This window comes from Martinezella calliandrae (assembly GCF_030272695.1).
Lineage (GTDB): Bacteria > Pseudomonadota > Alphaproteobacteria > Rhizobiales > Rhizobiaceae > Rhizobium > Rhizobium calliandrae.
In genome coordinates this window covers 19,668-43,324 of sequence record NZ_JARFYN010000040.1, presented here as the reverse complement: position 1 = coordinate 43,324, position 23,657 = coordinate 19,668, and the positions used below count along the sequence as shown (strand labels likewise).

Below are 23,657 nucleotides of genomic sequence, written 5' to 3'. Positions count from 1 at the left end.
CCCCAAACATAGGAGCGAATTAGAGAGAGTGCAAGGCCCGGACCGACGTGAGCCAAAGACTACGATTGACGCCGCACTTCGTCCACTAGGGTCAGAGTCTCGAGGCGATCAAGAAGCTGCTTGGCTTTCGATTCTCCGAGCAGTTCAGGCGCCGATGTCGGCCAATGCTCCAGTGCCCGCCTGACTGTGGCCACGACCTCCCGTGTGATCAGCTTGTCGTCCAGGCGCAGAAAACTTGCGACCCTCTCAAAGCGATGTAGGTTCACACTTTCGAAGCTGTGGGTTTTGACGAACCTCAACGCCATAGTGTCGGACGGCATGTACAGAGCGGTCGGGACGATATCGTAGGCCGGCGACAATCGGATTTCGCCGGGCGCCGGGAAGCGGAAAGACCAGTTTTTGAGATGGTTGTCGCCATTGCCTAAAAGCACGTCTGCAACAACCCTGCGGATGGCTTCCAATATATCATCGCGATGGTCGGTGCTGAAGCGGCGCACCATGTTGATGATGGTCTCGGTCGTCGCCATCGTATATTTTCGATCGCCTATCGCTCCCAGAATTTGGGCCGCGTCTTCGATGTGAATGCGACGATCATCGTCGGCACGGTCGAAGCGATCGACGACGAGAACGCGCTCACCATGAGCCAACAGTTCCGCAGGGACGCCGCTGATAGCGGTGCTGGAGACAAGCCGGCAGTTTGCTGTTCGCACGCCGATCATCCTTGCCATCTGCATGGCCGCGTGTTCAGCCTCCGGCAGCCCTGGGTATCGCTCGCTTGCGACCTTGATGATGCACCGGCCGGTGTTTCCGCGGGCGGGAACCGTCAATCTGTCGCCCTCGACGTTGGCGGTGAACTTGAGCTGGACGCCTGCGAGCGAGAATTTAACCACGCCGTCAGGCAGCGGAACATCCACGCCATGTACCTTTTCGATGGTGATTAGGCCGGCTGACGCTGGTATTGTTGTTTCCGGTACCACGAGGATTGCGCCGGGAAGATCGCCACCGAGGCGGGTCAAGACGTCGAATTCGTCGTGATCGCCCGGCCCCATTTCGTTCAATACCAGATCCCTAAGGGCGCCCTCCGGAAGCAATCCTGAAAACCAAGGTGGCAATGTGCCGTGAAGGCCAATTTTGTCGCCACGCCGCGCCAGACGATTGCGTGTGCCCTCGTCATCGTCAGGATCGGACCAACCCAGGCTTAGGATTGGCCGCCTTGGATCTCGCAGGAACGTCTCGGCAACTACAAACGCGACCGCGCCGTCGCTGTCGCGCGTCAGGGTCCCTACTCTAATCTTCCCGAGGTTCTGATCCAGAAGATGGACGCCGAGGATCGCCGATGATTTCGCCATCATGGTTCCCCATTGTCGTCTTCATCGAGATCGACGAAAAGTTCCTCAAATGCGCTGGCCGCCGCACCTCTCTTCTGCTGTTCTCCAGCATCGCCAACAAGAGCCCTCGCTTCCGCTGCCCGGGTCTTCGGCAGGAGGACCGGCACGAGGTCGAGTGCATCGCAAATTTCGGCAAACAGGGTCAGTCGATCCCTCCCCCGCCGATCGGTCGCAAGGTCCCGTTCGAGTTCCGATATTCGCGCCCGGTCCCGACCGAGTCTTGTCGCAAGTGCAGGCTGACTGAGACCGCGTTGTTTACGGGCAGCCAGCAGTTGCTCGCCGAGGGTGTTGAAAATCGTGGTGCTCATGCGGAATGTCGCCCATCTATTGCCGAGTGTCCGGGATTGCGTACGACCTTAGGATAAACGAGAATGCGGCATTCCGCAACAGGAAGTCATTTCGAGCGAAATAGCGCAACGATCTAACGGTGGCCCAGCGGCGATTCGATCTTGGCTCGTCCTCATCAACCCAGTGCTTCCCACGATCGCCGACGCCGTGCTGGATCGCCTCGTCCACAACGCCTACCGCATCGAACTTTCCGGTGAGAGCCTGCGCAAACATCGAAACCTGTCAGCCGAGGATGCAACTCAGGCTTGACCAGCCTGATATTCGCCGACAATGATCAACTCAGACCCAGAGACGCTCTACACCGTCCGGCTTCGCCTCGGAATCGCGTCCGGTAAAACGCTGGAATAAGCGTCCGGTCAATGATCGGAAACCCCGTCCGGTTTCATTGGAATACACAGCCGGATCGGGGGCTGACCGACGGTGCTAGTGTCGCGCCTCTAATCAGCTTTGACAGTTTTTGTGTAGGGGGTACATTCTATTTCCAAGTGCGACATGCCTTTGCGAATTCGCTCAAGCACCCAATCTTAGAGGCGCTGTCGGGCTATGCCGCTGTCGCCAGCGGCTTCGCGCGCTCGATCCGCGCTAGTTCCTTGGGGCTGTGCATGGCATCCCATAAGTCGCTGCGCCGTTGCACGTTGAGCCAGAAGTCCGGGCTATTACCAAACACGCGCGCCAAGATCAGTGCGGTTGCCGCCGTCACGTTACGCCGGTCGTTGCACAATTCGTTCACATGCTTGCGCTGGACGCCCATTGCCTCGGCCAAGGCCGCCTGCGTCAAGTCGAGCGGCTGCATGAATTCTTCCGTCAAGATTTCGCCGACCGTCGCCGGCTTACGCTTGGTCATTAGCATCTGTCACCTCATCGATAGCTATGGTCGTCAAGATAGACCTCTGACGCCTCACCACGATTGCCATCCCATCGAAAGACCACCCGCCATTGCTTATTGACCCGGATCGAATGCAAACCATCGAGATTACCGCGCAATTTCTCGAAATGGTTGCTGGGCGGCACACGCAAGTCCTGATCGGTCGTCGCGTCATCGATCATCTGGAGTTTGCGGAACAACCGGCTTTCTAGGTCGGCTGGAATGCCGCGGGAGTGGACATCCTCCACAAAGAAAGCCCGCAACCATTCGTCCCGAAAACCGACAATCATTCATGTCTCCAGTTTCGAGTGAATGTACCACTCTATGGCTCATCCCACAAGCGTGGAAGTTATCGCAGGTCGACATTGTCAAGAGTAGCATTTCTAAATGGCTGAAGACGCCCAAAGTGACACCTCTACTTTGCACGGATCCGGACAATCCAACTTCCTCGCCACAGCTGTTGTAGATCGGTGACAAGCTTCGTTCCTACGATGCCCGAATATAGTCCGGCAACAAAGCAACTGGCCGGCTCTGTCCTGTCACAATCGGATAAGCAGCGCTGATTAAGCGCGGTTGTCAGGCAGGTGGCGATTTAATGAATCTGTCGGCGATCTTCAGTAATTCCGCTGTCACTACGTCGGCGTCCGTGTAAGGGTCGTTGCCGTTATTTTTGTCGAACCGGTCGCGAAGAACAGCAGCACGGGTATTTGCGGCGGGAAGGCGGTCCTTCGTATCTTGGTAAACCGTTTTGCTGTTTTTGGCATAGGTCGGGTAGCAGGCGTGCTTGCGCAACTCCGCATAGACTTCGTTCCGATGGATCGGCGCGAGCACATCGCGAAAATGCAGTAATATCCATAGCTCAAAGTTGGGCACCGATGGGATGGCTTTGAAGGGAACGGCTGTCCCCTCGTCGTTTTTCAATTTCTTGTTGGCCGCTTCGGCTTTGGAGAACGCATTGTGGTAGCTGTCGTGGTCATCGCGATCGAACACCACATAAACGCGGTCAAAAGCCTTGCTTTCCTTAAATTGATCGATGGCATATTCCACGATCCGCAGCGGCGCGGTCGACGGGACGATTTTGATATCCGCGTTCGGAAGCCGTTTTTCACGGCGAATGGCCTCAAAATAGTTAACTTCGGTCTTTTCGCCTTCACAGACAATCAGCATGCGGTCATACGGCCGCTTTCGGCCCTGCCGACGGGCTAACCGACTCTCAGTACGTTCAAAGCGGTGTTTTTTAGCCAAGACTAACGATCCACTGTTCCGAGAATCGGAATGCCACCGTAACGGCCACCAAGGTAACCCTTTTCGAGGGCTTCACCCTTGCGGGGCGAAAAATCGAGCAACGGGAAAAGGTGCGAAACTTGCTCTGCGTCCTTTTCTGTAAACCAGATCTGGTCCCGTCGCAGTTTGTGCCCCTCAAGGAGCGAGACGTCGTGTGTCGAAAAGATCAGCTGTGCGCCTTTAGGATTCGTCGTCGGATTGTTGAACATATCCAGGACCTTTTGCACCAGAAGCGGATGCAGGCTCCGGTCGAGTTCATCGACGATAAGCAGGCGACCCCGCTGGAGGATATCGAAAATTGGGCCGGCAAGATTGAAAAGGATTTGGGTGCCGGCAGATTCGTCGGTGATGTCGAATTCGTACTGCTGCCCTTCGGCAAGGTGCCCGAATTGCGGAACATCAAGTTCCGCATCTCGAATGTCCGAGAGGCCAGAAGCAATGTTAAGCTGGAATTGACGACCCGGGCGCTTAGCAAATGACACGGAGGAAATGCCGGTATCCGCCGCCGTCATCAGCGATACGACGTGCTGCAGGTTCTTCGGATCTTGAGCGTACCTTGCCGAGAAGTCAAAGCCTATGCTCCCGCCTTCCGGGAAGATGGCCATGTCCTCGGAAAACTGCTGATACAGGGGTTTAAGCTGCTCGCTGTTGAGCTGGACAGCCGTTGTCAGAAACAGCGTTTCTTTCCGGGTCGCGTTTTCCCACACCTTTTTCGATCCCAGGAAATAGTCACTGTACGTATAGTCGTAGCGGCTTCTTTTCTTCTCGTTGTAGGCGCGGGAGAACCAGACTTGTGGTTTGGCGCGCTCATAAACGAGTAGCCATTCGCTGATGATGCGCCGCCGCGTCTGCTCAAATCCATACTGATAGCGCCTGCCATCAATGATGAACGTCGCCTCGAAGAGCGTCGGCTTAGTGTCAAAGTCCGGGCGCATCCGGAAGGGTGTGAGATTGTTTTCTTGATCCGGCTGAACCTGGTTCGAGGTCGTAACCATGGCCTGCATGAATTGAAAGGCTCGGATGATGTTCGACTTGCCACTTGCGTTCGCACCATAGACGGCCGCCGCATTGAGAACCCGCTTGACCTTCTCAAGGCCGGCTTCTCGGGTGTGCGTGCTTTCCAGCGTTGAATCTGGACTGGCGGCCAGGCTCAGCACAGCCTCATCACGAAACGACCGAAAGTTTTTGACGCGAAACTCCAGAAGCATAGTCGTCACAACTCCATTATAAACGCACATTATGCACAAAATATGCATGATTGCAATCTATTTCGGCGTGCTGGTCGAAATCATTCGGATAGAGCAATCCTAAGCCGGTCGACGAACCGAAGACCTGAGTCACCGGTTTCCGGATTTACCGGACGACTCCTTGAGAGGGGAAAGCTTTCCCTCCTTGGTCGACCGATGCAGCAGAAAACCGGGGCGTAAAGGCGGCCGCAAGGCCAACGCCTCAGTCCTCCAGTACTTGGCCTTCAATCTCAGCGATCGCGCCCTCTTCGAGCGCCTGGTGGTTGAGCAGCCCAGCGTCCTCCCACCGATCGAGATCGGGCAGCTCGCGCAGCGACTCGAGGCCAAACAGGAGCGCCGCGAAAAAGATGATCTTCATTAAATTACGTGACGTCGTTGCCGATAGAGGACGGGTGAGGTCCTCCACCGACGCGGAACGCTACTGACTAACACGTGAATTCCGCCCCGCAGTTGAATTCAGTCCGGCATTCCTGTGAAAACATCAAGCAACGGACTGCCGAGTTTGTCGCGGCCGCGACATGGTGGTGTTCGGTCTGCCTTATAGCGCACCCTCTTAAGCCATTGAATCGTGGGCAGAAGGTTTTCTGCGCAGTTGGCACGACTCTTGAAATTCACCCCTTGTGCCGGCGGGATCAGCCGCCGGCCAATCTGGAGGGCGTAAGTCACCTCGCCGCGATTGCTTTTCATAAAGATAATAAAGGCCAGGATCTGAATAAGTGGGGCCTGAGCTGTGTCCGCCCGCTTTCCGATCATCACGACGCTCGCACAACCCGGAAAGACCATGAACCTGATCCCTACGGCCTCCCCAAGCGCGATCCCGCGGGGAATATGCCAGTCAACCGGACTAGACGGAGCGCAATGAGTTGGAGAAAGTAAGCAGAGTGGCGCGCGTAGCGGCGGATGCAACATTACTAAGGACGTTTGCGCCGCTCAAGAACCCGACTTTTCGTTCGATCTGGCTCGCAATGCAGGTTTCCAGCCTTGGCTCGTTGATGCAGACAATAGCCAGCAGTTGGCTGATGGCTACTGTCTCTCCTTCTGATCTGATGGTCGCGCTTGTACAGGCGTCATCAACGCTGCCCACGTTCATTCTGTCTGTCTTTGCCGGGGCCATCGCCGATAATTTCAGCCGTGGTAGGGTCATGTTTTCCGGCAGGTGCGTGATGATCCTGGCATCTGCGATGCTTACCGCTCTTGTGGCGTTCGCCTTTGTCGATCCGTGGCTTATCCTCGGCTGCAGCTTTTTGCTCGGATGTGGCGCCGCTCTCAACGGTCCTGCTCGGGCGGCGTCAATCGGCGATATTGTGGATCGACGCGATCTTCCCGCTGCCATAACGCTTACGTCGGTCGGATTCAATACTGTCCGGACGGTGGGCCCGGCGCTTGGTGGCATCGTCATTGCCTCGCTCGGACCTATGACGGCTTTCTCCCTGACCACACTCTGCTATCTTTTGCCACTATGCGCCTTACGGCGCTGCAACTGGAAGGCCCGCTCTTCACCTCTCCCGCGCGAGTCCATGATTGCCGCAATCAGTGCCGGAGTGCGCTTCACGACGATGTCTTGGGAACTCAAGACAGCGATCGCGCGCGGAACGCTCTTTGGTCTGGCCAGCATCTCCATACTCGCGCTGCTCCCTCTGATTGTTCGCGACCAATTCGCGGGAGGGGCGATCGCATATGGCATTTTGATGGGAGGCTTCGGCACTGGCGCCGTCCTCGGCGGCATCTCCAACAGCGTGTTCGGACGGAAGCTGCCTCAGGAACGGCTAATAGCGCTCGCGTGCGCCGCCTGTGCGACGTGCTCCATTTCCCTTGCTCTGATCCCTGCACTCGCATTGGCGGCGGTCGCACTCGCCCTGGGGGGTGCGGGTTGGGTCATCGCCTGGTCTAGCCTTACCGTGAGTGTGCAGCTGGCGAGCCCGCGGTGGATCGCAGGTCGCACCATCTCGATCTATTTTGCATTAACGCACGGCGGTATCGCGGCAGGAAGTTGGGTGTGGGGCGCGGTCGCGCAGAGTTACTCCCTGACTTTGTCACTGGAAGCCTCCGCTGGAGCTCTGTTGTTGATCGCTACCGGGTGCCTCTTGCGGGTTCGCAGGCCTCGAGAGTCAGAGCTTGGTTCTGTAAATGGGCTCAACGCGGTGGCCAAAGCGTCGCATCAGCGCGAGGAGCCCAATGAGCCATGAAGGACTGAAGGATCTCAAGGTCGAGAGGAACTGTCCCGCTTCGTTCCGGAAATACGCGCAAGGAGCCGCAGAAGCCTTGGTCTGCAACGACTCCGCCGATCTTCTTCCCTCACCGCGAGCGGTCATTCCCCGCGGACCAACAAACTCGGCTGTCGCCGAACTCCACTGGCGCTTTGGTTCTTCGATGCAGCAGGCCAGCCCATCGCCTCTCGACTGCCATCGAGGCCGCATCGGGCGGCTTCGACCAACTCTCAGGAGATACGACAATGGCTCAGATCGGCACCTTCACCCGCGACGAGACCGGCGCCTATAACGGCACCATCAAAACCCTCACCCTTCATGTCAAGGCCAGCATCAAACCCTGCGACCGTGACAACGATTGCGTCCCAGATTTCCGGGACACGGCAACCGGTGTCGAGCGGTGGAGCTGGACCGCTCGTGAGACGAGAGCCGAATATCTCTCGCTCAGGCTTGATGACCCGTCCTTCACGGCACCGGTCTACACCTCCCTCGTCCTGGGCGGCAAAGGCGAGCACAGACCCATCTGGCCCGCTAAACAGGGCCACGATGCTCCGCTTCCCGCAGGGCTCTATCACTCGATGACATATCCCAGCGCGCGATAACCCACTCGCCGCTTTGCGGCCATCCGGGCGAGCACGGGAACGGTGTTATCGACATAGTCGACGACCAAGACATCTCGCTTACCGTCATGCTGTCTATGCAGACGGCCTACATATTGCGCCAAAGTTCCTTTCCAGGCGATCGGCATCGTCAGGAACAACGTGTCCAGCCGAGCATCATCGAAGCCTTCCCCTATATAGCGGCCTATCGCAATTATGAGGCGCTCATCATCGTCGGCGACATTCAATCCCGTGTTGGCTTGCTTACGGTCTTTGGCCGACATGCCGCCGCGTAGCACTACGAGATTTTTCACGAAGGGCGAGAATCTCTGCTGAAGATAATCGAGGTGGTCTTTCCGTTCTGTCAAAACGATCGGTGAACGCTTGGCCTCAAGCGATTTCAGCACGTCATCGAATATAAGCTCATTTCGGCCGTGGTCCTGCGCAAGGGCCGCATAGATCGCTGGCATTGACGGGCGCTCGGCCGAGACCAGAGGCGCCGGCAACTCAAACTTCGTCGAACGGTCACGGGCGCGATGACGAATCCCACGCTCGGCAGCTTGAACTCTTGCGTCGACACGATGGCGGACGGGGCCGCATTGCATGAAGATGATCGGATGATGTCCGTCTTTCCGGGCGACCGTCGCTGATAGGCCAACAACGTATCGTGCCTTGGACCTGCGAGCAACAAGCTCAAAGCTTGCAGCGGACAGATGGTGGCATTCATCGACGATCAGATGACCGTAACTGCCGACGATGTCATCGACCTCGCCATTCCGCACCAGGCTTTGGATCAGCGCCACATCGATGACGCCAGTCGGCTTTCTTTTCCCGCCACCGATAACTCCAATCTGCCTAGGGTCGATATTCATGAACGAACTCAAACGCTCCACCCATTGGGTGAGAAGTTCCCGGCGGTGAACAAGAACCAGCGCGTTGCGGCTCCGATGTGCGATGAGTGCGGCTGCGACGACGGTCTTGCCAAAGGCTGTCGTCGCGGCGAGCACACCGTTGTCATGGGCGACGAGGGCATCAAAGGCCCGCAGTTGGGGCCGGCGCAGTTCTCCTTGGAACAGAATGCCGGCAGGTAGCGCCACTCCATCTTCGCGGTGATCCTCCAAATTGGCGGTCGCATCGTGGTTCTTGATGAGCTCAAGTGCTTCGTCGAAACAGCCTCGCGGCAGAGCGACATGCCGGGGATGAAGTTCGGCGCATGAGATGATCCGCGGCTTGCCGAATGTCGGCAGTCGCATTGCTTGTGCGCGATAGAATTCCGGGTTCTGGAATGCTGCGAGACGCACGAACTGCGCTATCAGCGCCGGCGGAAGCTCGGTCCTGTCAATGTAAACCTGATCGGCGACCACGACCTTAATGCTTTGCGGGATCTCGCCTTCTATTCGCCGTGGCTCGCTACGACGTGACGGCAACATCTTCCACGGCTCGTCGGCATGTTCGTCATCGACCGGCATCCGGACTCCCAAGACCCTCCCCGACAATTCAGCTTCGTCGGCGACCCTGAAGGCTTCGTCTGCCGATAGCCTGGTCAACGACGACAGGTAGGCCCACTGGTCATCATAAGGTCGCAAGTTGTCATCGACAAAAACGCTGTTGCCGTTTTCGCGCGCTTTCCTTTGCAAGGGAAGCGCGATCAGATTACCGAAGCCGCCAAGCGGCATCGTGTCCTGATTGGGAAAGAAACGGTCATAGGACGTGAAGCCGATCTCGGGACGGTTCTCCATCGTCTCTGTTATCAGCGCGGCCCCCAGTTGTCGGGCAATCTTGGCAGGAACAGGCTCGGAGAAGAATATCCAGACATGGCCGCCATTCCCCGATCTCGACCGTTCGAGGGCTGCGGCAATTCCTTTTGTACGACAGGTGGCCAGCAAGGCTCTGGTGTCACCCGCCCAGCTTTCCTTGTCGAAGTCGGCGGCCAGGAACCAGCATGTTTCGTCTTGCAGCAATGGATACACCCCTGCCACAAAATCGCCAGAGCGAATATCGCCGCCGCGAAGGTGCTTTTCTATGATGTCCTCGGAAGGTGGGACAAAGGCTTGATGCAGGCATTCCCCGCATTTTACCTTCGGCTTGCCGCAAATTCCTTTGGCCCACTCGTTGGAGCAGGCCGGAGAATAACCGGAGCGTCCATCCTTTCTGTTTTCCCATCGAACCGGGAAGACATCGGGACGCCCGGCGAACAGGCGCCGAAACAACTCGATTTTCAGTATCGACGACGAGTTGTTGTTAACAGCGGCATCGGCAAAGGCTGGCTTCTCGGCTTTAGCACGGTTATCGGAAATCAGCTGTTGCTCAAACGCTTCTAGTTCACGCTCAAGCTCTATCCGCTCTTTATTCAAATCGGCTAGCCGCCGTCGAACGCGTGTAATTTCATCCGAGGCATCAATCTTTTCTGCCAACTTTGCAGCTTTCGCCTAAGTGTTCATGCGGATCAGCATAGACCAAAGACGCCGCCAGTTTAAGACGGGCTATATGTGTCATGACGCCTTCAAGTCTCCGGAAATATACGGAGCAGAATCCGCCAAAAACCAGCAGAAACCAAGACCTACACCAAAGGTCAGCGTAATCCCGCTCGCCGCCGCCTGGCAGCTTCGAGCAGACGGACCCCGACTACCTCCCGGTCAGGCTCGACGACCAAGGTTCCCGCTCCTACGCAATGCTGACGCAAGTCGAAGGAGATGGCTTCCAGCTAATCTGGTCCCGCCCCAAGACTAGGGAGAGCTCATCGGCCGCACGGAAAGGTCGCGGGCCTTCCCTTTCCGCAAATTACAACAATGCTGCCGTGCGGACGCTAGTGTCCACCAATGATCAGTACGATTTGACCATGCTCTCAAGCAACTACTCAGGAGCGTTGACCGAGGTCCCACCCAATTCTTCTTTCGAAGAGCGCTCTGCAGGCTACTGAAGCCAGCTGATCGCCGTCATCTTCAGAATTTGAACAAACCGCTTGGTTGCAGACGAAAATTCGAATAACGTCTTTCGCGGGTGCATGGGGGTATCGTTTGCCGTTCTACACCAGAAAGTCCGTCAAAGCCGGGCCGTTCCGCTTTAACTTTTCGAAAGGAGGAGTCGGCGTCTCTATAGGTGTGCGAGGGCTTCGGATCGGCGCCGGCCCTCGGGGACATTACGTCCACGCCGGACGGGGCGCCTTCTACTACCGAGCCTCGTTCGGCAGCGCCGGCAAACGCCGAAGTCACGTTCGAAGATTCTGGCGTCGACATGGTCGAGGTCGAATCCGGTGACGTCATGCTGATGCGTGACGAGAACGTCGGCGAGCTACTTGACGACATCAACGCGAAAAGCAGGCAATGGCGTTTGTCCTCCGTGTTCGGATTGCTGACGGCGGTCTTGGGGCTCTTTTTCCTCGCGAAAGTTCCACCCGTCGGCATTTGGGTGCTCATGGCTGCTCCTCCGGCATGGGGGATAGGAAAATGGTTTGATTCCTACCGACGATCGAGCGTCCTGCTTTACGAAATGGACGGGCCAGTCGAGCAGGCCTACAAGCAGATGATTGAGGCCTTCGATAGCCTTCGCGCCTGCGCCGGGAAGTGGCATATCGAGGCGGGCGGGGCAGTCGTAGACCTGACCACATGGAAGCGAAACGCAGGCGCCTCTTACATAGTAAAGAGAAGCGCAACCACCCTGGCTTATGCCCTTCCGAAGGTTGTCAAAAGCAATTTCACTCTGCCTCCGTGTCGGCAAGCAGATCATTTACTTCATGCCGGATATCGCCTTGATTGCGCATGGTCATCGTTTTGGCGCGATAGCCTACTCCGATCTTCGTCTCCGCTGGCAGGAGTCCCCTGAACCCTAGAGAAGGCTTATACCATTCAAAAAATCCGCCACAAGCAGAGCGCAGACCGCATGAAATGCACTCATCCAGAAATTTGTTCTTCCAATCGGAGATCGTAGGCGGTGCCAGGTGGCGGTAATGTGCAGGCAATGAGCAGAGCGGAAAGTTATAAAGAAGGGTCGGGATGCCTCTCCCGAGGGCTAAATTTACAGAGCGTCCCAGTTGGCTAAAATCCGTTGAGGTGTCCTTGAAAGAGTGAGCCCAATTCATCCTGCCGTAGCCGATGTTTTCGAGCTGCATAATCGCCCAAACCTCGACGAACGGAAGTCTGGTCGCGATATAGTCGGCAAGGTCCGGCAACAGGTTCCAGTTTTGCTGGTGCACCACCGTTCGCAATTCTACTGCAAACCCTGCCATCATCAGCGTCGAGAAGACGTTTGAAAGTCTCGAAAAGGCACCCTGCTTTCCGGCAATCCTGAGAGCCCGCGTCGGCCGCAATGTCCAGCCTGGAATTTCCATGTCTGAAATGGTTTCCCTGCTGTCTATTTTAAGGAACGAAGCGCCCGGCTGCCGATCAGAACAGCCTTTGGAGGCCAGGCATCGCTTTGCCGCGATCGCAACAGCGTGCGGCAAGCTTTTGGCGCTCAGCTTGGCCCTCAAAAAGAAGCGGACCGTGCGAGGGACAGCGACAGTATCTCTGCGATCCTCTTGACCTTGTCGCCCTCGCGCCGCTTGACCGCCCCACATGCTCCCACTGTCGGATTTGTTTAATCCACCGTCGCGATCCCGACAGAATTGTATCGCGGCTAACAAACATACCAGCCGCGCAAAGCCAACTTATTGTAATAATAACGGCTTTTTAGCTGGCATGTCACTTGCCGCTTGAACTGTAACGTGCGAGGCCAGAGCGCTTTCTAGCGGCGGATCTCACGACCATCGCGCATCTACAGGCCAAGCGATCATTCCGTAGCGAGATCAGCGGGACGATGAATGATCGGCCCGTTTTACCGAGTTGCTTAGACTGAGTTTATGAAGGCGGTCATGCGATGAGCAAGCAGATTTCCTTTGGGGCGGAAGCAGCGCGCGTGACGGCGCCATCGACGTCGACACGGACCAATTTCAAAAACTCGACAACCAGCCTAGGAGGGCGCACACCGTACCGTGTTGAGCCAGAGAGCGGCGAGCCATGAATGGCATGCAGCAGAACGTTCATCGGCTCACTGCACCGCAGACGGAAATCTGGCTGGCCGAGCAACTCACGCCGGGGACCGCGCGCTATAACATCGCCGAATATCTGGAAATCCATGGCCCAGTCGATCAGATTTTGTTCGAGAGGGCGCTACGCCAGACGGTGTGCGAGGCGGAGAGCTTGCACGTTAGTTTCGTCGATGGTGACGAAGGGCCGCGGCAAATCCGGCGCTGCCGGACCGACTGGTCCTTCTCGGTGATCGACGTCAGTGCCGAAGCCGATCCACGCGCGGCGGCAGAGGCCTGGATGCAGGCGGACCTCGCCCGGCCGGCCGATCTGGTGCACGGGCCGCTCTTCGCCTACGCCCTGTTCCAGGCGGGGCCCGACCGTGCCTTCTGGTTCCAACGTTATCACCACATCGTCATGGACGGTTACGGCGCGGCGCTGCTGGCGCGCCGTTTGGCTGATGTGTACACGGCGTTGGCTGCAGGCCGGGTGCCGGAGCGTTCCCCGTTCCCCACATTTGCGGAACTGCTTGCGTCGGATGCCGAGTACCGCCAGACAGAAGCTTTCCTGCGGGATCGAGCGTATTGGACCAAGCGCTTTACAGACCGGCCTGAACCGGCGGGTGCCCTTGGCTGGCGATCGACGGGCGGCGACGTCCTGCGTCATCGGGCACATCTGCCGGTTGAGGTAGGAGAAGCGTTGCGGGATCTGGCACGGAGGGCCGGCGCCACCCTGCCACAGCTGATGATCGCGCTGGGGGTCGCTTATCTCCATCGAATGCACGACCAAGCGGACCTGGTCATCGGCTGCCCGGTCACGGCGCGCGCGGGCCGGACGTTGCGGCAAATTCCGAGCATGGTCTCGAATGTGGTGCCGCTGCGCTTGGCGGTGGCGCCAGGCACAAGCCTCATGGACCTGATCGGCCAGGTTGGCCGGGAGGTACGCCAAGCGCTGCGCCATCAGAGGTATCGGTATGAGGACCTGCGCCGTGACCTCGGCCTCGCGGCTAATTGGCAGCATCTGTTCACCACCGCGATAAACATTGAGCCGTTCGACTACACGCTCAGCTTTGGGGGTCATGTTGCGGCGGCGCGAAACTTGGCCAACGGCCCGGTCCGGGACCTCGACCTTTACGTCTTCGATCGCGGTGCCGACGCACCCTTGGAGATTGCTCTCGATGCCGACGCGACGTTCTACGCGTCCGCCGATCTGGCCGCATACCAGGCGCGACTGGAGTTGTTGTTTGAGGCTGTGCCTGCCGCGCCCGGGCGGCCGATCAGTTCATTTGAGCTGCTCGCGCCCGCCGAGCGCCGGCAGATCGTGGAGGAGTGGAATGCCACTGCCCGGCCGGTGCCTGAGACCACCTTGCCGGCGCTGTTCGAGCAGCAGGTGTGCCGCAGCCCCGCGGCCACGGCGCTCATCTTCGAGGATCAGGAACTCAGCTATGCCGAACTTGACGCCCGCGCTAACCGGCTGGCGCATCACCTGATCGGACTGGGAATCGGGCCCGATCAGGTGGTGGCGATCTGCCTGGAGCGCTCGCCGGAGATGGTCGTTGCGCTGCTGGCCATCCTCAAGGCGGGAGCGGCCTACCTGCCGCTCGATCCCGGCTATCCCGAGGCTCGACTGGGCTTCATGCTCGATGACGCCGGCCCGGTGGCACTGGTCACCACCTCCGCACTGGCCGCCCGCCTGCCTGCGGCCGGCCCCGTCCGCCTGCTGCTCGACGAGCCGCAGTTGCGGGCCACCATCGCCGCTGCCTCTGCCACCGCTCCCACTGACGCAGACCGCGTCCGCCGGCTCGATATTCGCGACCTCGCCTACGTCATCTACACCTCAGGCTCCACCGGAACACCCAAGGGCGTCGCCGTTTCCGAGCAGGCGATCGTCAATCGCCTGCTGTGGATGCAGGCCGAATATTGCCTCGACGGCAGCGATAGAGTCCTGCAGAAGACCCCGTCCGGCTTCGACGTCTCGGTGTGGGAGTTCTTCTGGCCGCTAATCGGAGGCGCCGCGCTGGTGCTTGCCCGGCCAGGCGGGCACCAGGATCCGGCCTATCTGGCCGCGACCATTGCTGGCCACGGCGTTACCACGGTACACTTCGTGCCCTCCATGCTTCGGGCTTTTATACAGGAGCAAGCATCCGGTGACTATCGGGGTCTACGGCGCGTGATCTGCAGCGGCGAGGCGCTGCCGGCGACGTTGCAGGCCCTCTTCTTCGCCAGTTTGGATGTAGCGCTACACAATCTCTACGGGCCTACGGAAGCCGCTATCGACGTCACAGCGTCGGAGTGTAGCCGCGACCGCGACGAGACCTCCGTGCCGATCGGCCGACCGATCTGGAACACTCGTGTGTACGTGCTCGACGGCAGTCTGCGTCCGGTGCCGGCAGGTGTGGCGGGTGAGCTGTACATTGCGGGGACGGGTCTGGCGCGAGGGTATTGCGGGCGCCCGAGCCTGACGGCGGAGCGGTTCGTGGCATGCCCGTTCGGCGAGCCGGGAGGGCGGATGTATCGCACCGGCGATCTGGCGCGATGGCGGGCGGACGGCATGCTCGACTTTCTCGGCCGGGTCGACGACCAGGTCAAAATACGCGGCGTTCGGATCGAGCCGGCAGAGGTGGCGGCGGCGCTGAGCGCCCATCCGGCGGTCGCACAGGCAGCGGTGGTGGCGCGCGCGGACGGCCCAGGGGGCCAGCAGCTGGTCGGCTATGTCGTGGCGGTGGCAGGCCAAGACCTCGACGCCCAGGCGCTACGAGCGCATGCAGCGGCGCGGCTGCCCGAACACATGGTGCCGTCGGCGATCGTCGGGCTCGAAGCCCTGCCCCTCACCCCGAACGGCAAGCTCGACCGCAAGGCGCTGCCGGCGCTGGTCATGGCGGGCCGCAGCACGCGGGCGCCGCAGACGCCGGAGGAGGCGCTGCTATGCAAGCTCTACGCCGATCTGCTGGGGCTGGAACGTGTCGGCCCCGAGGACAACTTCTTCGAGCTCGGCGGTCACTCGCTGCTCGCCACTCGCCTGGTTGGCCGCATCCGCGCCGCCCTCGCCGTCGAGCTGCCGATCCGGGCCCTATTCGACGCCCCCACCCCCGCCCAGCTCGCCGCTGGTCTCGCGGAGGCCGATCACGAGCAGGCGGCTGCCTCCGCCTCCCTCCGTGTGCTCCTGCCGTTGCGCATCCAAGGTAGCCATCCACCACTTTTCTGCATCCACCCTGCCGGCGGCCTCGCTTGGCCGTATGCCGGTCTCGTGCAGCACCTAAAGGGCCGCCCCCTCTACGGCGTGCAGGCCTTGGGTTTCGTCGACGGGCAGACTTCGGAATTATCGATTGAGGCAATGGCCGAAGACTATCTCCACGAGATACGTTCAGTGCAACCTTGTGGCCCCTATCACTTGCTCGGCTGGTCCTTCGGCTGTCATGTCGCCCACGCAATCGCAAATCGCCTGCAGGACAAGCGGGAGCGGGTCTCCCTGCTCGCATACCTGGACGGCTATCCCATGCCCCGTGAAGCGCCCCACGCAGTTGCGCCTGAACCAACTATCCGGGATTTGATGGAGGTGCTGCTCGATGTGTTCTCGGACCGGCCGGTCGAGTTCGGGGATGCGGTGCCATCTCCTGCGCAACTCCGGGGGCTCCTTGCAAAGACTGACGCGTTGGCCCTCGGCGACCGACTTGTTGAGAGTATCTTCAGGAATTTCCGTGACGCCCCGCGCTTGATGCGCGAGTTCAGGCCTAGAACCTTCCAAGGGGATCTGCTGTTCTTCCGGGCGACGCTGACCGCCAAGGAATCGCAGCCGGAGGACTGGCAGCGCTATGTCACCGGCCGCATCAGTATCCACGACATTGTCTGCCGGCACGAGAAAATGATGCGCCCTGCCACGCTTGCTGCCATCGGCCCGCTTTTAGCCGGGGCCCTTGAGCGAGCATCGCAAACACGATCTGCCTCCGTATAAAGGATCCACCATGACTAACCCCTTCGACGATCCCCATGCTACCTTCCTGGTGCTGGTCAATGACGAGGGTCAGCACTCTCTGTGGCCCGAATTTGCAGACGTCCCTGCTGGCTGGCACACCGGCTTCGGACCCGCCACCCGCCACGCGTGCCTCGATCAAATCGAGACGCGTTGGACCGACATGCGGCCCAACAGCCTTAAGGCTGCCATCGAAGCAGAGGCTCCGTAAGAGGCCATCACATCGGTGGTTGCGGAGATCGGAACGGAGAATACGGCGCCCCACTTCCGCTATGAGCCGGAGATAGGCGGCCCCAGCCTCGATTACGCCGGCGGCGAGCGGGCGCGAATCCAAATAGGTTCGCTCGGCGGATTGCAACTCCGGCTCCAAAGGACGCACCACGCGCCGAGTGAGCTTTCGGTAGCGGTCCGGCGAGTGCTCCTCAGTTGAGGTCCGCACCTGAAACAACCGCAAATCGCTGCAGGCGCCGCACGTAATCGGTGCAGCACCGTTTTGACCAAGTCGCTGCCCAGGATTCCAGGTGAGATGTCGTGCGAACTTTTCAGTACAGGAAGACTGCTGCTAACCTCTGCTCGAACTTGCAAATCGCCCTCGCCCATCATGTGAACGCGCTGCCGCGCAAGTGCCTGGAATAACGGACATCCGCCGACTTGCTCATCGTGCATTCGCGTGAATGCGGGCAATGCCCTTCCTCCACACGCCGAACCTGCACCTCGGTTAAATTCTCCAAAAAACTGGCCCTTCACGCAACGGCACTGACGGTGACGTCGAGCAAAAGGAAAGCGAGCGTCTTGCGGTCGATAACGATCAGTCCGGCGACTTCGTAACCGGCCCCGTGATTTGCAGCATGGCCGCTGATGGCGAAGTAGATCGCGGCCCGTTCGGAAAAGGCGGCCGCCCGCTCGAGTGTCACGACCACGTCGATCGCGAGATTGCTGCCGTCACTCATGACGACGGTGGTGCGTCCGAGCGGGCGGCCTGAGGCCGATGCATCGAGAAATACTCGTGGCGACCGATTACGCAGGTATTCCAGGAGGGCCGCGCGCAACGCGTCCGGCTCGCGGGTGACGGGTCGCCAGAACGCCATATCAGAGCGCTTCTTCCAGGGGGGTCGGCAAGGCCCTGTCGGTCTGCACAGCCTTGACCGGTCGATCATCACGATCACCGGGCAGATCTGCCAGGAATTCGATCAGCCCGGTTTTAAGTTCGCCGCACCGTTGTGCCCAGTGACCGATGGCGCCGGTCTTCAAAACGCTGACGGATCGATACCAGAGGGCGCGCCCGTCGCGCTCGCACCAGTACCAGGGAGCATTGGGCTGCACCAGAACCGCACTGCGCCTATGCATCGCGCCCGCAAGATGCAGCGCCACGCCGTCCGGCCCCACAAGGGCATCCACTTCGGCCAGAACGGCGGCTAGATCGCCAAGGCTCTCGAAATGAACGCCGGCGTCAATAATATGCGGCGCTTGGGCGAGCTGGTGACGGCTCTCGTCCCAGATGACGCTGATCAAACTGCCTGTAAAGTCGGAGAACAGCGGCAGGAGATCATCAAGGATCAGCCCCGGACGAGAGGCATTCCAGGACAGCGCCAACCAGGGCCGCGGGAGATGCGCGAGACTTTCCCGCCAGACCGGCCGTCGGTCCTCGGGCGCGACGACGTAGGGGCCGGTCTCGATGGGGCCGCGAACTTTCGTTGGCAACGCCAGGATGGCTGGCAAGGGAAATCCATCGACCCCGGGGATAGGATGATCGCCTTCGACTGACCGAAAGGTCGTTCCCGGCAAGAGAGCGGCGAGTTCCGCGAACGCGGTAGGCCCGCGAAGCGACAGCGGCTCGGAAGGATCGGACGTCACACGAAACCGCAAAAGCGGCAGGGCCTCCAGCATGGACATATGCTGGCCAATCAGCGTCGGCAGTGCCGCGAGCTGGGCCCAATCCGCGCTCAAGCCAGCACCAGGTCGCGCATCGTCCTGCGGCCCGGCGGGGGCGCCGCCGGGTTGCAGGCCACCAATGCCGATTTCCTGCATCAGCGACGATGTCTCCTCAATCATGCCGAGCGACAAACGGCTTTCGCGCGTGATCGCCAGAATGGCTTGCCTGTGACTGAGATCCACCGCCGAATGCTGCTCCTTCAGTGGCTCGAGCAGACGGATTGATTGTGCATGCTGGCCTGCTTGACGATAGGCATCACCGACAGCGATCAGCGCCTCGACCCTATCCTTATGGCGTCGGGCGGCGTCGGCCAGTTCCGCAAGCGCCTCGGTGACTTCTCCCTGCTGAATCCGAATTCGGGCATGGATACGCCAAGCAGCCAGTTGTTCGGGATGCAAGCCGATCGCCCGCTTGGCGATCCGCAGTCCCTCGGTCAATTGGCCGAGTGCCGCATGGGCCTCGGCCATCAAGATCATTGGCAAGAGATTGGCCGGATCGATAAGGCTCGCTTGTTCAAGTTGCTCGAGCGCTGCCACATGGTATCCAACTGCCGCAAGCTGAGAACCGAGCTGAACCCGATGCGCGCTGGACCGGGGATCGATCTTCACCGCCTTCAAGGACAGTTCCAGTGCATCGGCCGTCAGTCCCGCGGCCATATACGTCCGTGACAGGGCGCTCAGCAATTTCGCATCTTCGGGATGACGTCGGAGCGCATTCACGAGAATACGCTCGCTGCCGGCCATATCACCTGCTGCCAGAACCTTTTCGGCGCGCATGCAGGCCGTTGCCGGATGCCGCGGATCGATGTCGGCGGCCTGATCCAGCGCCAGAACCTCACCGGCCGCATTGCCCGAAGCGCGCGCGGCGACGGCCAACAGCGTGAGCGCCTCGAGGTCGGACGGCAAAAGAGCAACCGCCTGCGTGGCGATCCTTACCGAATCCTCGATCCGGCCAAGTTCGAGCAGGACCTCGCCAAGGCCCTTCAGAGCCTCCCTGTTGGCCGGGCTTATATCGAGGATCTCCTGATAGATCGCGAGCGCGTTCTCGCCGCGCCCTTCGGTGCGATGTTTGACTGCGGCAGCCAGTCGATGTTCAAGGAGGATCACCGCATTCGTCCTCTCTTCAACCGACGCTGACACGTTCGCCGTCGAGACGCATATCGCGGCGGGCGGTAATGAGTGTGATCTCGCTTTTCTGGCTCGAAACGCTTTCGACATTTTGAACCAGGCTGCCGGCGTCGAGCATTTCGACGTCCTTGACGACAGCCATGCGGCTCTCGGCTCGCGTGGTGATTGTGCGCGCGCCGACCATCTTGTCGACAACGGTCTCGACAACGCGGCGGAAATTGGTCGTCAGGCTCTCGCCCATCTGCAACAGACCGCGCGCGATCAGTTCCAGTCTGCCTGCCTGGACTGACACCAAGGGTGCTGTAACGTCGACCCTGGCGGCTGCCTTGATGGTGATGTGGGCGGTATCTGGCACGGAGATTTCAGCGGCCTGTTCGGCGCGACGAACAAGAACCGCAAGAATGAAGGCTTCGGTGCCATCGGTATAGACGAGCACTAGATCGCCGATCACCGGTGCCAGTAGGCAACTCGCTGCCTGGCGGGCAATCAGGCTCTCGCCTGCTTCCGTCTCGACACCGGCTTGCGCCGCCGTCAGAAATTTCCGCACTCGCGCACGCTGGAGGGTTGCGCCTAATGCCACGCCGTCGTCGCGATGCTCCGTCCCGAAAGCTGGGCTCACTTGCTTCGCAATCCATTCTTCCAATGCCGCCTCCCGATACGCGAGCGCCTCGCGATTCTTGCCGCTACGTCAGACAGCATTGATCATGCCCTTGACCCAGACCTGGGTCGCGCCGGTCGCGACACCGACGCCATTATTGGCCGATTCCACACCCTTGGTTTGGGAATCGACAGCGGCATGATCCTTCTTGACGGCTGCCGTGTTGGTATCGACGGCTGCCGCATTGACATAGATGTTGCGGGCCTTGCTCGACCAGTGGGCATAGCTGAGGTTGCCTTCCTTGTACTCCAGCTTATGTTTCACGAAATCGATTTTGAGAACGCCAAGTTCGAATTTCCTAGCGTAGAACAGCATCAAAGTGCCCAAGGTGATGGTAATTTCAGTCGAGACCTTATAGGAGTAGGTCGAGCCGAAGAAAAAGCTCGAAGAGCTGCCCAAAGTCACGCTTTCTGAATAGCCAAGCTTGTAAGCATAAGTATCGGCCTCGGTGAACGTATGCTTGTCCTTGGTGATATATTCGTAGCTGTGGCCATCGACGTTGCGCGTCTCCGTTCTCGCCTTAATCTCGACGTCGCCCGCGCCTCCGTCGGCGCTGATGGTGATCGGCTTGGCGTTCTTGGTCTGGATCGAAATCGACGAGTCAGATGTGACCGAAATGTCGTCAGCGGCAAAGACCGTCAAGGTGCTTTCGGTATCGACATGCATGGCCGACGCCGCATGCAGGTAAAATCTCTCGCCGGTACGCATCAGCATTCGGCCGTCACAGGCGAGCATGATCCCTGACTTGTAGGCCGCAGTGGAATCGCCGGCGGCATGTTCCACCGCGTTGGCGCCTGCATCGGTGATATGCTGGCGCGGATAAAAGGAAGCGGTACTGTCGGCGGAGCCCTTCTTGTTCGGACTGGCCAGCGCCTTTTCCAGTCCGGAGTATCCGCCGAGGCGAAGATAAGCGCCTCGCTGACGAGCGCTGTCGGCCACCGACTGGGTCGGGCCGGCAGAGGGCACGAACAAATGCGCCGAGCTGCCTTGGACGGAGGTCTTCGTTTCATCAGCTTTCGTCGGGCTGGTCGTAACCATAGTCGTTCCTTTCCACTATCGTCAGGTCGGTGCTCAAGCGCCACCATCGTAAAGTTCGAAGACAATGCCCGTCGATGTTCGCGTCCGCTGGGCGGCATTGGCGTTGGTGTCGACGACGGGGTTGGTTTTCTCGGCGTTCGAAAGCGCGCCCAGGATGATCGGCCGATCGGGATCGCCATTGATGAAGGCGAGAAGGACCTCCGTGCCGACCAGCAGCGTCGAATGGGAGCCGCATTGATCGCCGCCACCATAGGCCTCCGCCTTTCGGACAAGATGGCTGGCTTTCCCCCCCGACAGGCCGCTCTCTTCATCGACAATGCGCACACGATAGCGCCCATATTCATCGATCTGCGCCTTGGTGGCATTTTTTTCGCCGTCGATGAAGGCGATCAGCACGCCGTCGACGACCGGCTTCCGGGTCGACAGCGTCGGCCGATAAGGCACATCGAAGGGTATGCAGGTGAAGCGGTTGGAATAAGGCTCCGCGGTCTTATCGTGCGAGGTGAAGCCAAGCGGCGTCGGCTCGGTGATCCTATGTTCAACGTCGGTGATGACATAAAGCCTCTCGAAGGCGCTGTCGGGATGATCGATGAGCTTGAAAAAGAAACCGGGCCGCAGCAGCGGGATATTGCTTTCGCCGTGAAAGACGATCTGCTCCGCAGCGAGCTGCTTGGCACGCACGCGGGCGAGCGACTGGCCTTCGTCCGTCGTACGGTAGTTTTCACCGTAGAGTACCGTCATTCCCTGGCCGGAAAGCGCAGCCTTGGACGAAACACCGAGATCGACGTTCGGAGTTAGCTCATAATATTCACGCAGCTCCACCCTGCCGGTCGAGGCTTCATAGCTCGAATTGAAGGCGCGGATGGCAAAGCCGCCCTCTCCCACCGACATCGAGCGGTGTCGATAGGGCAATTCGCTCGAAAGGGTCTGGCCGGACACCTGGCGGAAATGCACATTTCGGTCGCAAAACAGCACTTCCTCGCGGCTGCCGTCGTGGTCGAAAGCGTAGAAGATGCCGAACTTTTCGCACAGGCGCGAGATGAAATCGAAATCGTTTTCCCGATACTGCATCACAAAATCGAGCTTCGGATAGTCGCCGCCGGCGAGCATGCGATAGCCGATCCGGCGATCGGCGCGGTTGCCTCCGGTGCGGGAGCTTGCCTTGACTGCATCCTTCAGCTCGTTCTCGATGATGTCGATGACGGTCATGTCGCGATCGGTGCCGTAGACCTGGTTCTGCGCGCTGAACCGCATCAGTGCCAGCGAAGGCCCGATGGTGAAGCGGTAGCAGAATTGCCGATTCTGGGTAGGATCGAGGCTTGCGGCCTTAAGCACAACGCCCTTCACTACAGCCGTTTCTTCCAGAACGCTGATCTTCAGTGTCGCGGCCTGCCCGATCATGTCGCGGATATTGAGGACCCTGCCCGAGATCACGTCGACTTCGAAATCGTAAGCAGCACTCAGTGCCTCGCGTCCGCGCACCCGGTCCGCAAAGACATCGCCTTCTTTGACGCCGGGCAGTGTTACCGAAATTTCCTGTGCGGCATCCGTTGCGCTCATCTTCCTGGAACCTTTGCCTTTATCGGCGGGCGAACACTAAGAAGCCTCAGCCGCATGGATTGAGAAAGCGCACCTGCGAGGGCACGATCGTCGCACCGACCGAGTTCGGGGTAACGCCGTTTTGCACCGTCGGGTCCATCAGTGCCCGCGTCGCCGGCGCCGCCTGGATGATCAGCTTGAGCGAACCCTTCACGTTGCGGCTGTTCGAGCAGACCATGCCGGACGTCGCGCCCGGCCCCGGCCCGCTGATCGTCACCGGCGCCAGATTCATCATGTTGTGGGAAGGCATGCAGCTGATCAGGAACCGGAAATTGGTGGGAATTTCCGTGGCGCGCATACCCCTACTGAAAAACGTCACCGGATTGGGGCCTGCAGGAGTGGGCTGCAAATAGACATCTGGCACCGAAAAATCCATGCCCGGGATCGGTCCT

20 protein-coding genes and 3 pseudogenes are annotated in these 23,657 nt (G+C 59.5%); 6 read left to right on the top strand and 17 right to left on the bottom strand.

The genetic code is table 11. The features are described from left to right. Window positions 1-59 precede the first annotated feature (59 nt). Both PY650_RS25290 and PY650_RS25285 read right to left on the bottom strand, forming a co-directional pair. A complete protein-coding gene (locus PY650_RS25290) occupies window positions 60-1,349 on the bottom strand; it encodes a type II toxin-antitoxin system HipA family toxin (RefSeq protein ID WP_285882338.1) in 1,290 nt (429 codons plus the stop codon). Further along, entirely contained in the window at window positions 1,349-1,696 is a 348-nt protein-coding gene (locus tag PY650_RS25285) for a helix-turn-helix domain-containing protein (protein ID WP_285882337.1), read from the bottom strand. The genes PY650_RS25290 and PY650_RS25285 overlap by 1 nt, the downstream gene beginning before the upstream one ends. A gap of 169 nt (window positions 1,697-1,865) precedes the next feature. Here PY650_RS25285 and PY650_RS25280 point away from each other — a divergent pair. Further along, window positions 1,866-1,985 (top strand): annotated as a pseudogene (locus PY650_RS25280) (ATP-binding protein); the annotation flags it as partial. Window positions 1,986-2,277: 292 nt separating this feature from the next. Here the strand turns inward: PY650_RS25280 and PY650_RS25275 are convergent. The 6 genes from PY650_RS25275 to PY650_RS25250 form a co-directional block, all read right to left on the bottom strand. Continuing rightward, entirely contained in the window at window positions 2,278-2,586 is a 309-nt protein-coding gene (locus tag PY650_RS25275) for a HigA family addiction module antitoxin (protein ID WP_037134101.1), read from the bottom strand. Window positions 2,587-2,594: 8 nt separating this feature from the next. Next, window positions 2,595-2,891: a type II toxin-antitoxin system RelE/ParE family toxin gene (locus PY650_RS25270; protein WP_285882336.1), complete on the bottom strand. Its 297-nt coding sequence runs from the start codon at window positions 2,889-2,891 to the stop codon at window positions 2,595-2,597. Window positions 2,892-3,177: 286 nt separating this feature from the next. After that, on the bottom strand, window positions 3,178-3,846 hold the full coding sequence (locus tag PY650_RS25265) for an RloB family protein (protein ID WP_285882335.1): 669 nt from the start codon (window positions 3,844-3,846) through the stop codon (window positions 3,178-3,180). 2 nt (window positions 3,847-3,848) lie between these two features. Beyond that, window positions 3,849-5,093 carry an AAA family ATPase gene (locus PY650_RS25260; RefSeq protein WP_285882334.1) on the bottom strand — a complete coding sequence of 415 codons (1,245 nt, stop codon included), beginning with the start codon at window positions 5,091-5,093 and terminating at the stop codon, window positions 3,849-3,851. A gap of 241 nt (window positions 5,094-5,334) precedes the next feature. Beyond that, window positions 5,335-5,490: a hypothetical protein gene (locus PY650_RS25255; RefSeq protein ID WP_285882355.1), complete on the bottom strand. Its 156-nt coding sequence runs from the start codon at window positions 5,488-5,490 to the stop codon at window positions 5,335-5,337. A 98-nt stretch (window positions 5,491-5,588) separates the two neighbouring features. Beyond that, the gene (locus PY650_RS25250; protein ID WP_285882333.1) at window positions 5,589-5,915 is read right to left on the bottom strand and encodes a hypothetical protein; all 327 of its coding nucleotides are present in this window, start codon (window positions 5,913-5,915) and stop codon (window positions 5,589-5,591) included. A gap of 98 nt (window positions 5,916-6,013) precedes the next feature. On the opposite strand from PY650_RS25250, the pseudogene PY650_RS25245 reads away from it, so the two are divergent. Continuing rightward, window positions 6,014-7,240 (top strand): annotated as a pseudogene (locus PY650_RS25245) (MFS transporter); the annotation flags it as partial. A 344-nt stretch (window positions 7,241-7,584) separates the two neighbouring features. Next, on the top strand, window positions 7,585-7,941 hold the full coding sequence (locus PY650_RS25240) for a DUF736 domain-containing protein (RefSeq protein ID WP_285882332.1): 357 nt from the start codon (window positions 7,585-7,587) through the stop codon (window positions 7,939-7,941). On the opposite strand, the gene PY650_RS25235 is transcribed toward PY650_RS25240, so the two are convergent. Beyond that, on the bottom strand, window positions 7,911-10,148 hold the full coding sequence (locus PY650_RS25235) for a TOTE conflict system archaeo-eukaryotic primase domain-containing protein (protein WP_432761579.1): 2,238 nt from the start codon (window positions 10,146-10,148) through the stop codon (window positions 7,911-7,913). The genes PY650_RS25240 and PY650_RS25235 overlap by 31 nt on opposite strands. 756 nt (window positions 10,149-10,904) lie before the next feature. On the opposite strand from PY650_RS25235, the gene PY650_RS25220 reads away from it, so the two are divergent. Continuing rightward, entirely contained in the window at window positions 10,905-11,195 is a 291-nt protein-coding gene (locus PY650_RS25220; RefSeq protein WP_349644514.1) for a DUF4236 domain-containing protein, read from the top strand. Window positions 11,196-11,632: 437 nt separating this feature from the next. Here the strand turns inward: PY650_RS25220 and PY650_RS25215 are convergent, their stop codons facing one another. Further along, entirely contained in the window at window positions 11,633-12,265 is a 633-nt protein-coding gene (locus PY650_RS25215; RefSeq protein ID WP_285882328.1) for a hypothetical protein, read from the bottom strand. A 667-nt stretch (window positions 12,266-12,932) separates the two neighbouring features. Between PY650_RS25215 and PY650_RS25210 the strand changes: the two genes are divergently transcribed. Both PY650_RS25210 and PY650_RS25205 read left to right on the top strand, forming a co-directional pair. Further along, window positions 12,933-16,892, top strand: a complete 3,960-nt coding sequence (locus PY650_RS25210; protein ID WP_285882327.1) for an amino acid adenylation domain-containing protein — start codon at window positions 12,933-12,935, stop codon at window positions 16,890-16,892. A gap of 10 nt (window positions 16,893-16,902) precedes the next feature. Then, the gene (locus PY650_RS25205) at window positions 16,903-17,121 is read left to right on the top strand and encodes an MbtH family protein (RefSeq protein ID WP_285882326.1); all 219 of its coding nucleotides are present in this window, start codon (window positions 16,903-16,905) and stop codon (window positions 17,119-17,121) included. 51 nt (window positions 17,122-17,172) lie between these two features. On the opposite strand, the pseudogene PY650_RS25200 reads toward PY650_RS25205, so the two are convergent. The 7 genes and pseudogenes from PY650_RS25200 to PY650_RS25170 all read right to left on the bottom strand — a co-directional run. After that, window positions 17,173-17,289 (bottom strand): annotated as a pseudogene (locus tag PY650_RS25200) (isopentenyl transferase family protein); the annotation flags it as partial. A gap of 364 nt (window positions 17,290-17,653) precedes the next feature. Beyond that, window positions 17,654-17,998 (bottom strand): hypothetical protein, encoded by a 345-nt coding sequence (locus PY650_RS25195; RefSeq protein ID WP_285882325.1) that lies wholly within the window; start codon window positions 17,996-17,998, stop codon window positions 17,654-17,656. A 1-nt stretch (window position 17,999) separates the two neighbouring features. Further along, complete coding sequence (locus tag PY650_RS25190) at window positions 18,000-19,949, bottom strand: tetratricopeptide repeat protein (protein ID WP_285882324.1); 1,950 nt, start codon at window positions 19,947-19,949, stop codon at window positions 18,000-18,002. A 16-nt stretch (window positions 19,950-19,965) separates the two neighbouring features. Then, window positions 19,966-20,613 carry a DUF3540 domain-containing protein gene (locus tag PY650_RS25185; protein ID WP_285882323.1) on the bottom strand — a complete coding sequence of 216 codons (648 nt, stop codon included), beginning with the start codon at window positions 20,611-20,613 and terminating at the stop codon, window positions 19,966-19,968. 45 nt (window positions 20,614-20,658) lie between these two features. Next, a complete protein-coding gene (locus PY650_RS25180; protein ID WP_285882322.1) occupies window positions 20,659-21,666 on the bottom strand; it encodes a hypothetical protein in 1,008 nt (335 codons plus the stop codon). Between the two features lie 33 nt (window positions 21,667-21,699). Continuing rightward, window positions 21,700-23,226 (bottom strand): type VI secretion system Vgr family protein, encoded by a 1,527-nt coding sequence (locus PY650_RS25175; RefSeq protein ID WP_285882321.1) that lies wholly within the window; start codon window positions 23,224-23,226, stop codon window positions 21,700-21,702. 46 nt (window positions 23,227-23,272) lie between these two features. Further along, window positions 23,273-23,641: a PAAR-like domain-containing protein gene (locus PY650_RS25170; protein ID WP_285882320.1), complete on the bottom strand. Its 369-nt coding sequence runs from the start codon at window positions 23,639-23,641 to the stop codon at window positions 23,273-23,275. Between the last annotated feature and the right edge of the window lie 16 nt (window positions 23,642-23,657).

Excerpts from the sequence above, each read along its gene's own strand:
- PY650_RS25195 (WP_285882325.1), bottom strand. The coding sequence starts at position 17,998 with ATGGCGTTCTGGCGACCCGTCACCCGCGAGCCGGACGCGTTGCGCGCG.
- PY650_RS25270 (WP_285882336.1), bottom strand. The coding sequence starts at position 2,891 with ATGATTGTCGGTTTTCGGGACGAATGGTTGCGGGCTTTCTTTGTGGAG.
- PY650_RS25170 (WP_285882320.1), bottom strand. The coding sequence starts at position 23,641 with ATGGATTTTTCGGTGCCAGATGTCTATTTGCAGCCCACTCCTGCAGGC.
- PY650_RS25290 (WP_285882338.1), bottom strand. The coding sequence starts at position 1,349 with ATGGCGAAATCATCGGCGATCCTCGGCGTCCATCTTCTGGATCAGAAC.
- PY650_RS25250 (WP_285882333.1), bottom strand. The coding sequence starts at position 5,915 with ATGGTCTTTCCGGGTTGTGCGAGCGTCGTGATGATCGGAAAGCGGGCG.
- PY650_RS25215 (WP_285882328.1), bottom strand. The coding sequence starts at position 12,265 with ATGGAAATTCCAGGCTGGACATTGCGGCCGACGCGGGCTCTCAGGATT.
- PY650_RS25180 (WP_285882322.1), bottom strand. The coding sequence starts at position 21,666 with ATGGTTACGACCAGCCCGACGAAAGCTGATGAAACGAAGACCTCCGTC.
- PY650_RS25255 (WP_285882355.1), bottom strand. The coding sequence starts at position 5,490 with ATGAAGATCATCTTTTTCGCGGCGCTCCTGTTTGGCCTCGAGTCGCTG.
- PY650_RS25175 (WP_285882321.1), bottom strand. The coding sequence starts at position 23,226 with ATGAGCGCAACGGATGCCGCACAGGAAATTTCGGTAACACTGCCCGGC.
- PY650_RS25275 (WP_037134101.1), bottom strand. The coding sequence starts at position 2,586 with ATGCTAATGACCAAGCGTAAGCCGGCGACGGTCGGCGAAATCTTGACG.
- PY650_RS25260 (WP_285882334.1), bottom strand. The coding sequence starts at position 5,093 with ATGCTTCTGGAGTTTCGCGTCAAAAACTTTCGGTCGTTTCGTGATGAG.
- PY650_RS25205 (WP_285882326.1), top strand. The coding sequence starts at position 16,903 with ATGACTAACCCCTTCGACGATCCCCATGCTACCTTCCTGGTGCTGGTC.
- PY650_RS25240 (WP_285882332.1), top strand. The coding sequence starts at position 7,585 with ATGGCTCAGATCGGCACCTTCACCCGCGACGAGACCGGCGCCTATAAC.
- PY650_RS25285 (WP_285882337.1), bottom strand. The coding sequence starts at position 1,696 with ATGAGCACCACGATTTTCAACACCCTCGGCGAGCAACTGCTGGCTGCC.
- PY650_RS25210 (WP_285882327.1), top strand. The coding sequence starts at position 12,933 with ATGAATGGCATGCAGCAGAACGTTCATCGGCTCACTGCACCGCAGACG.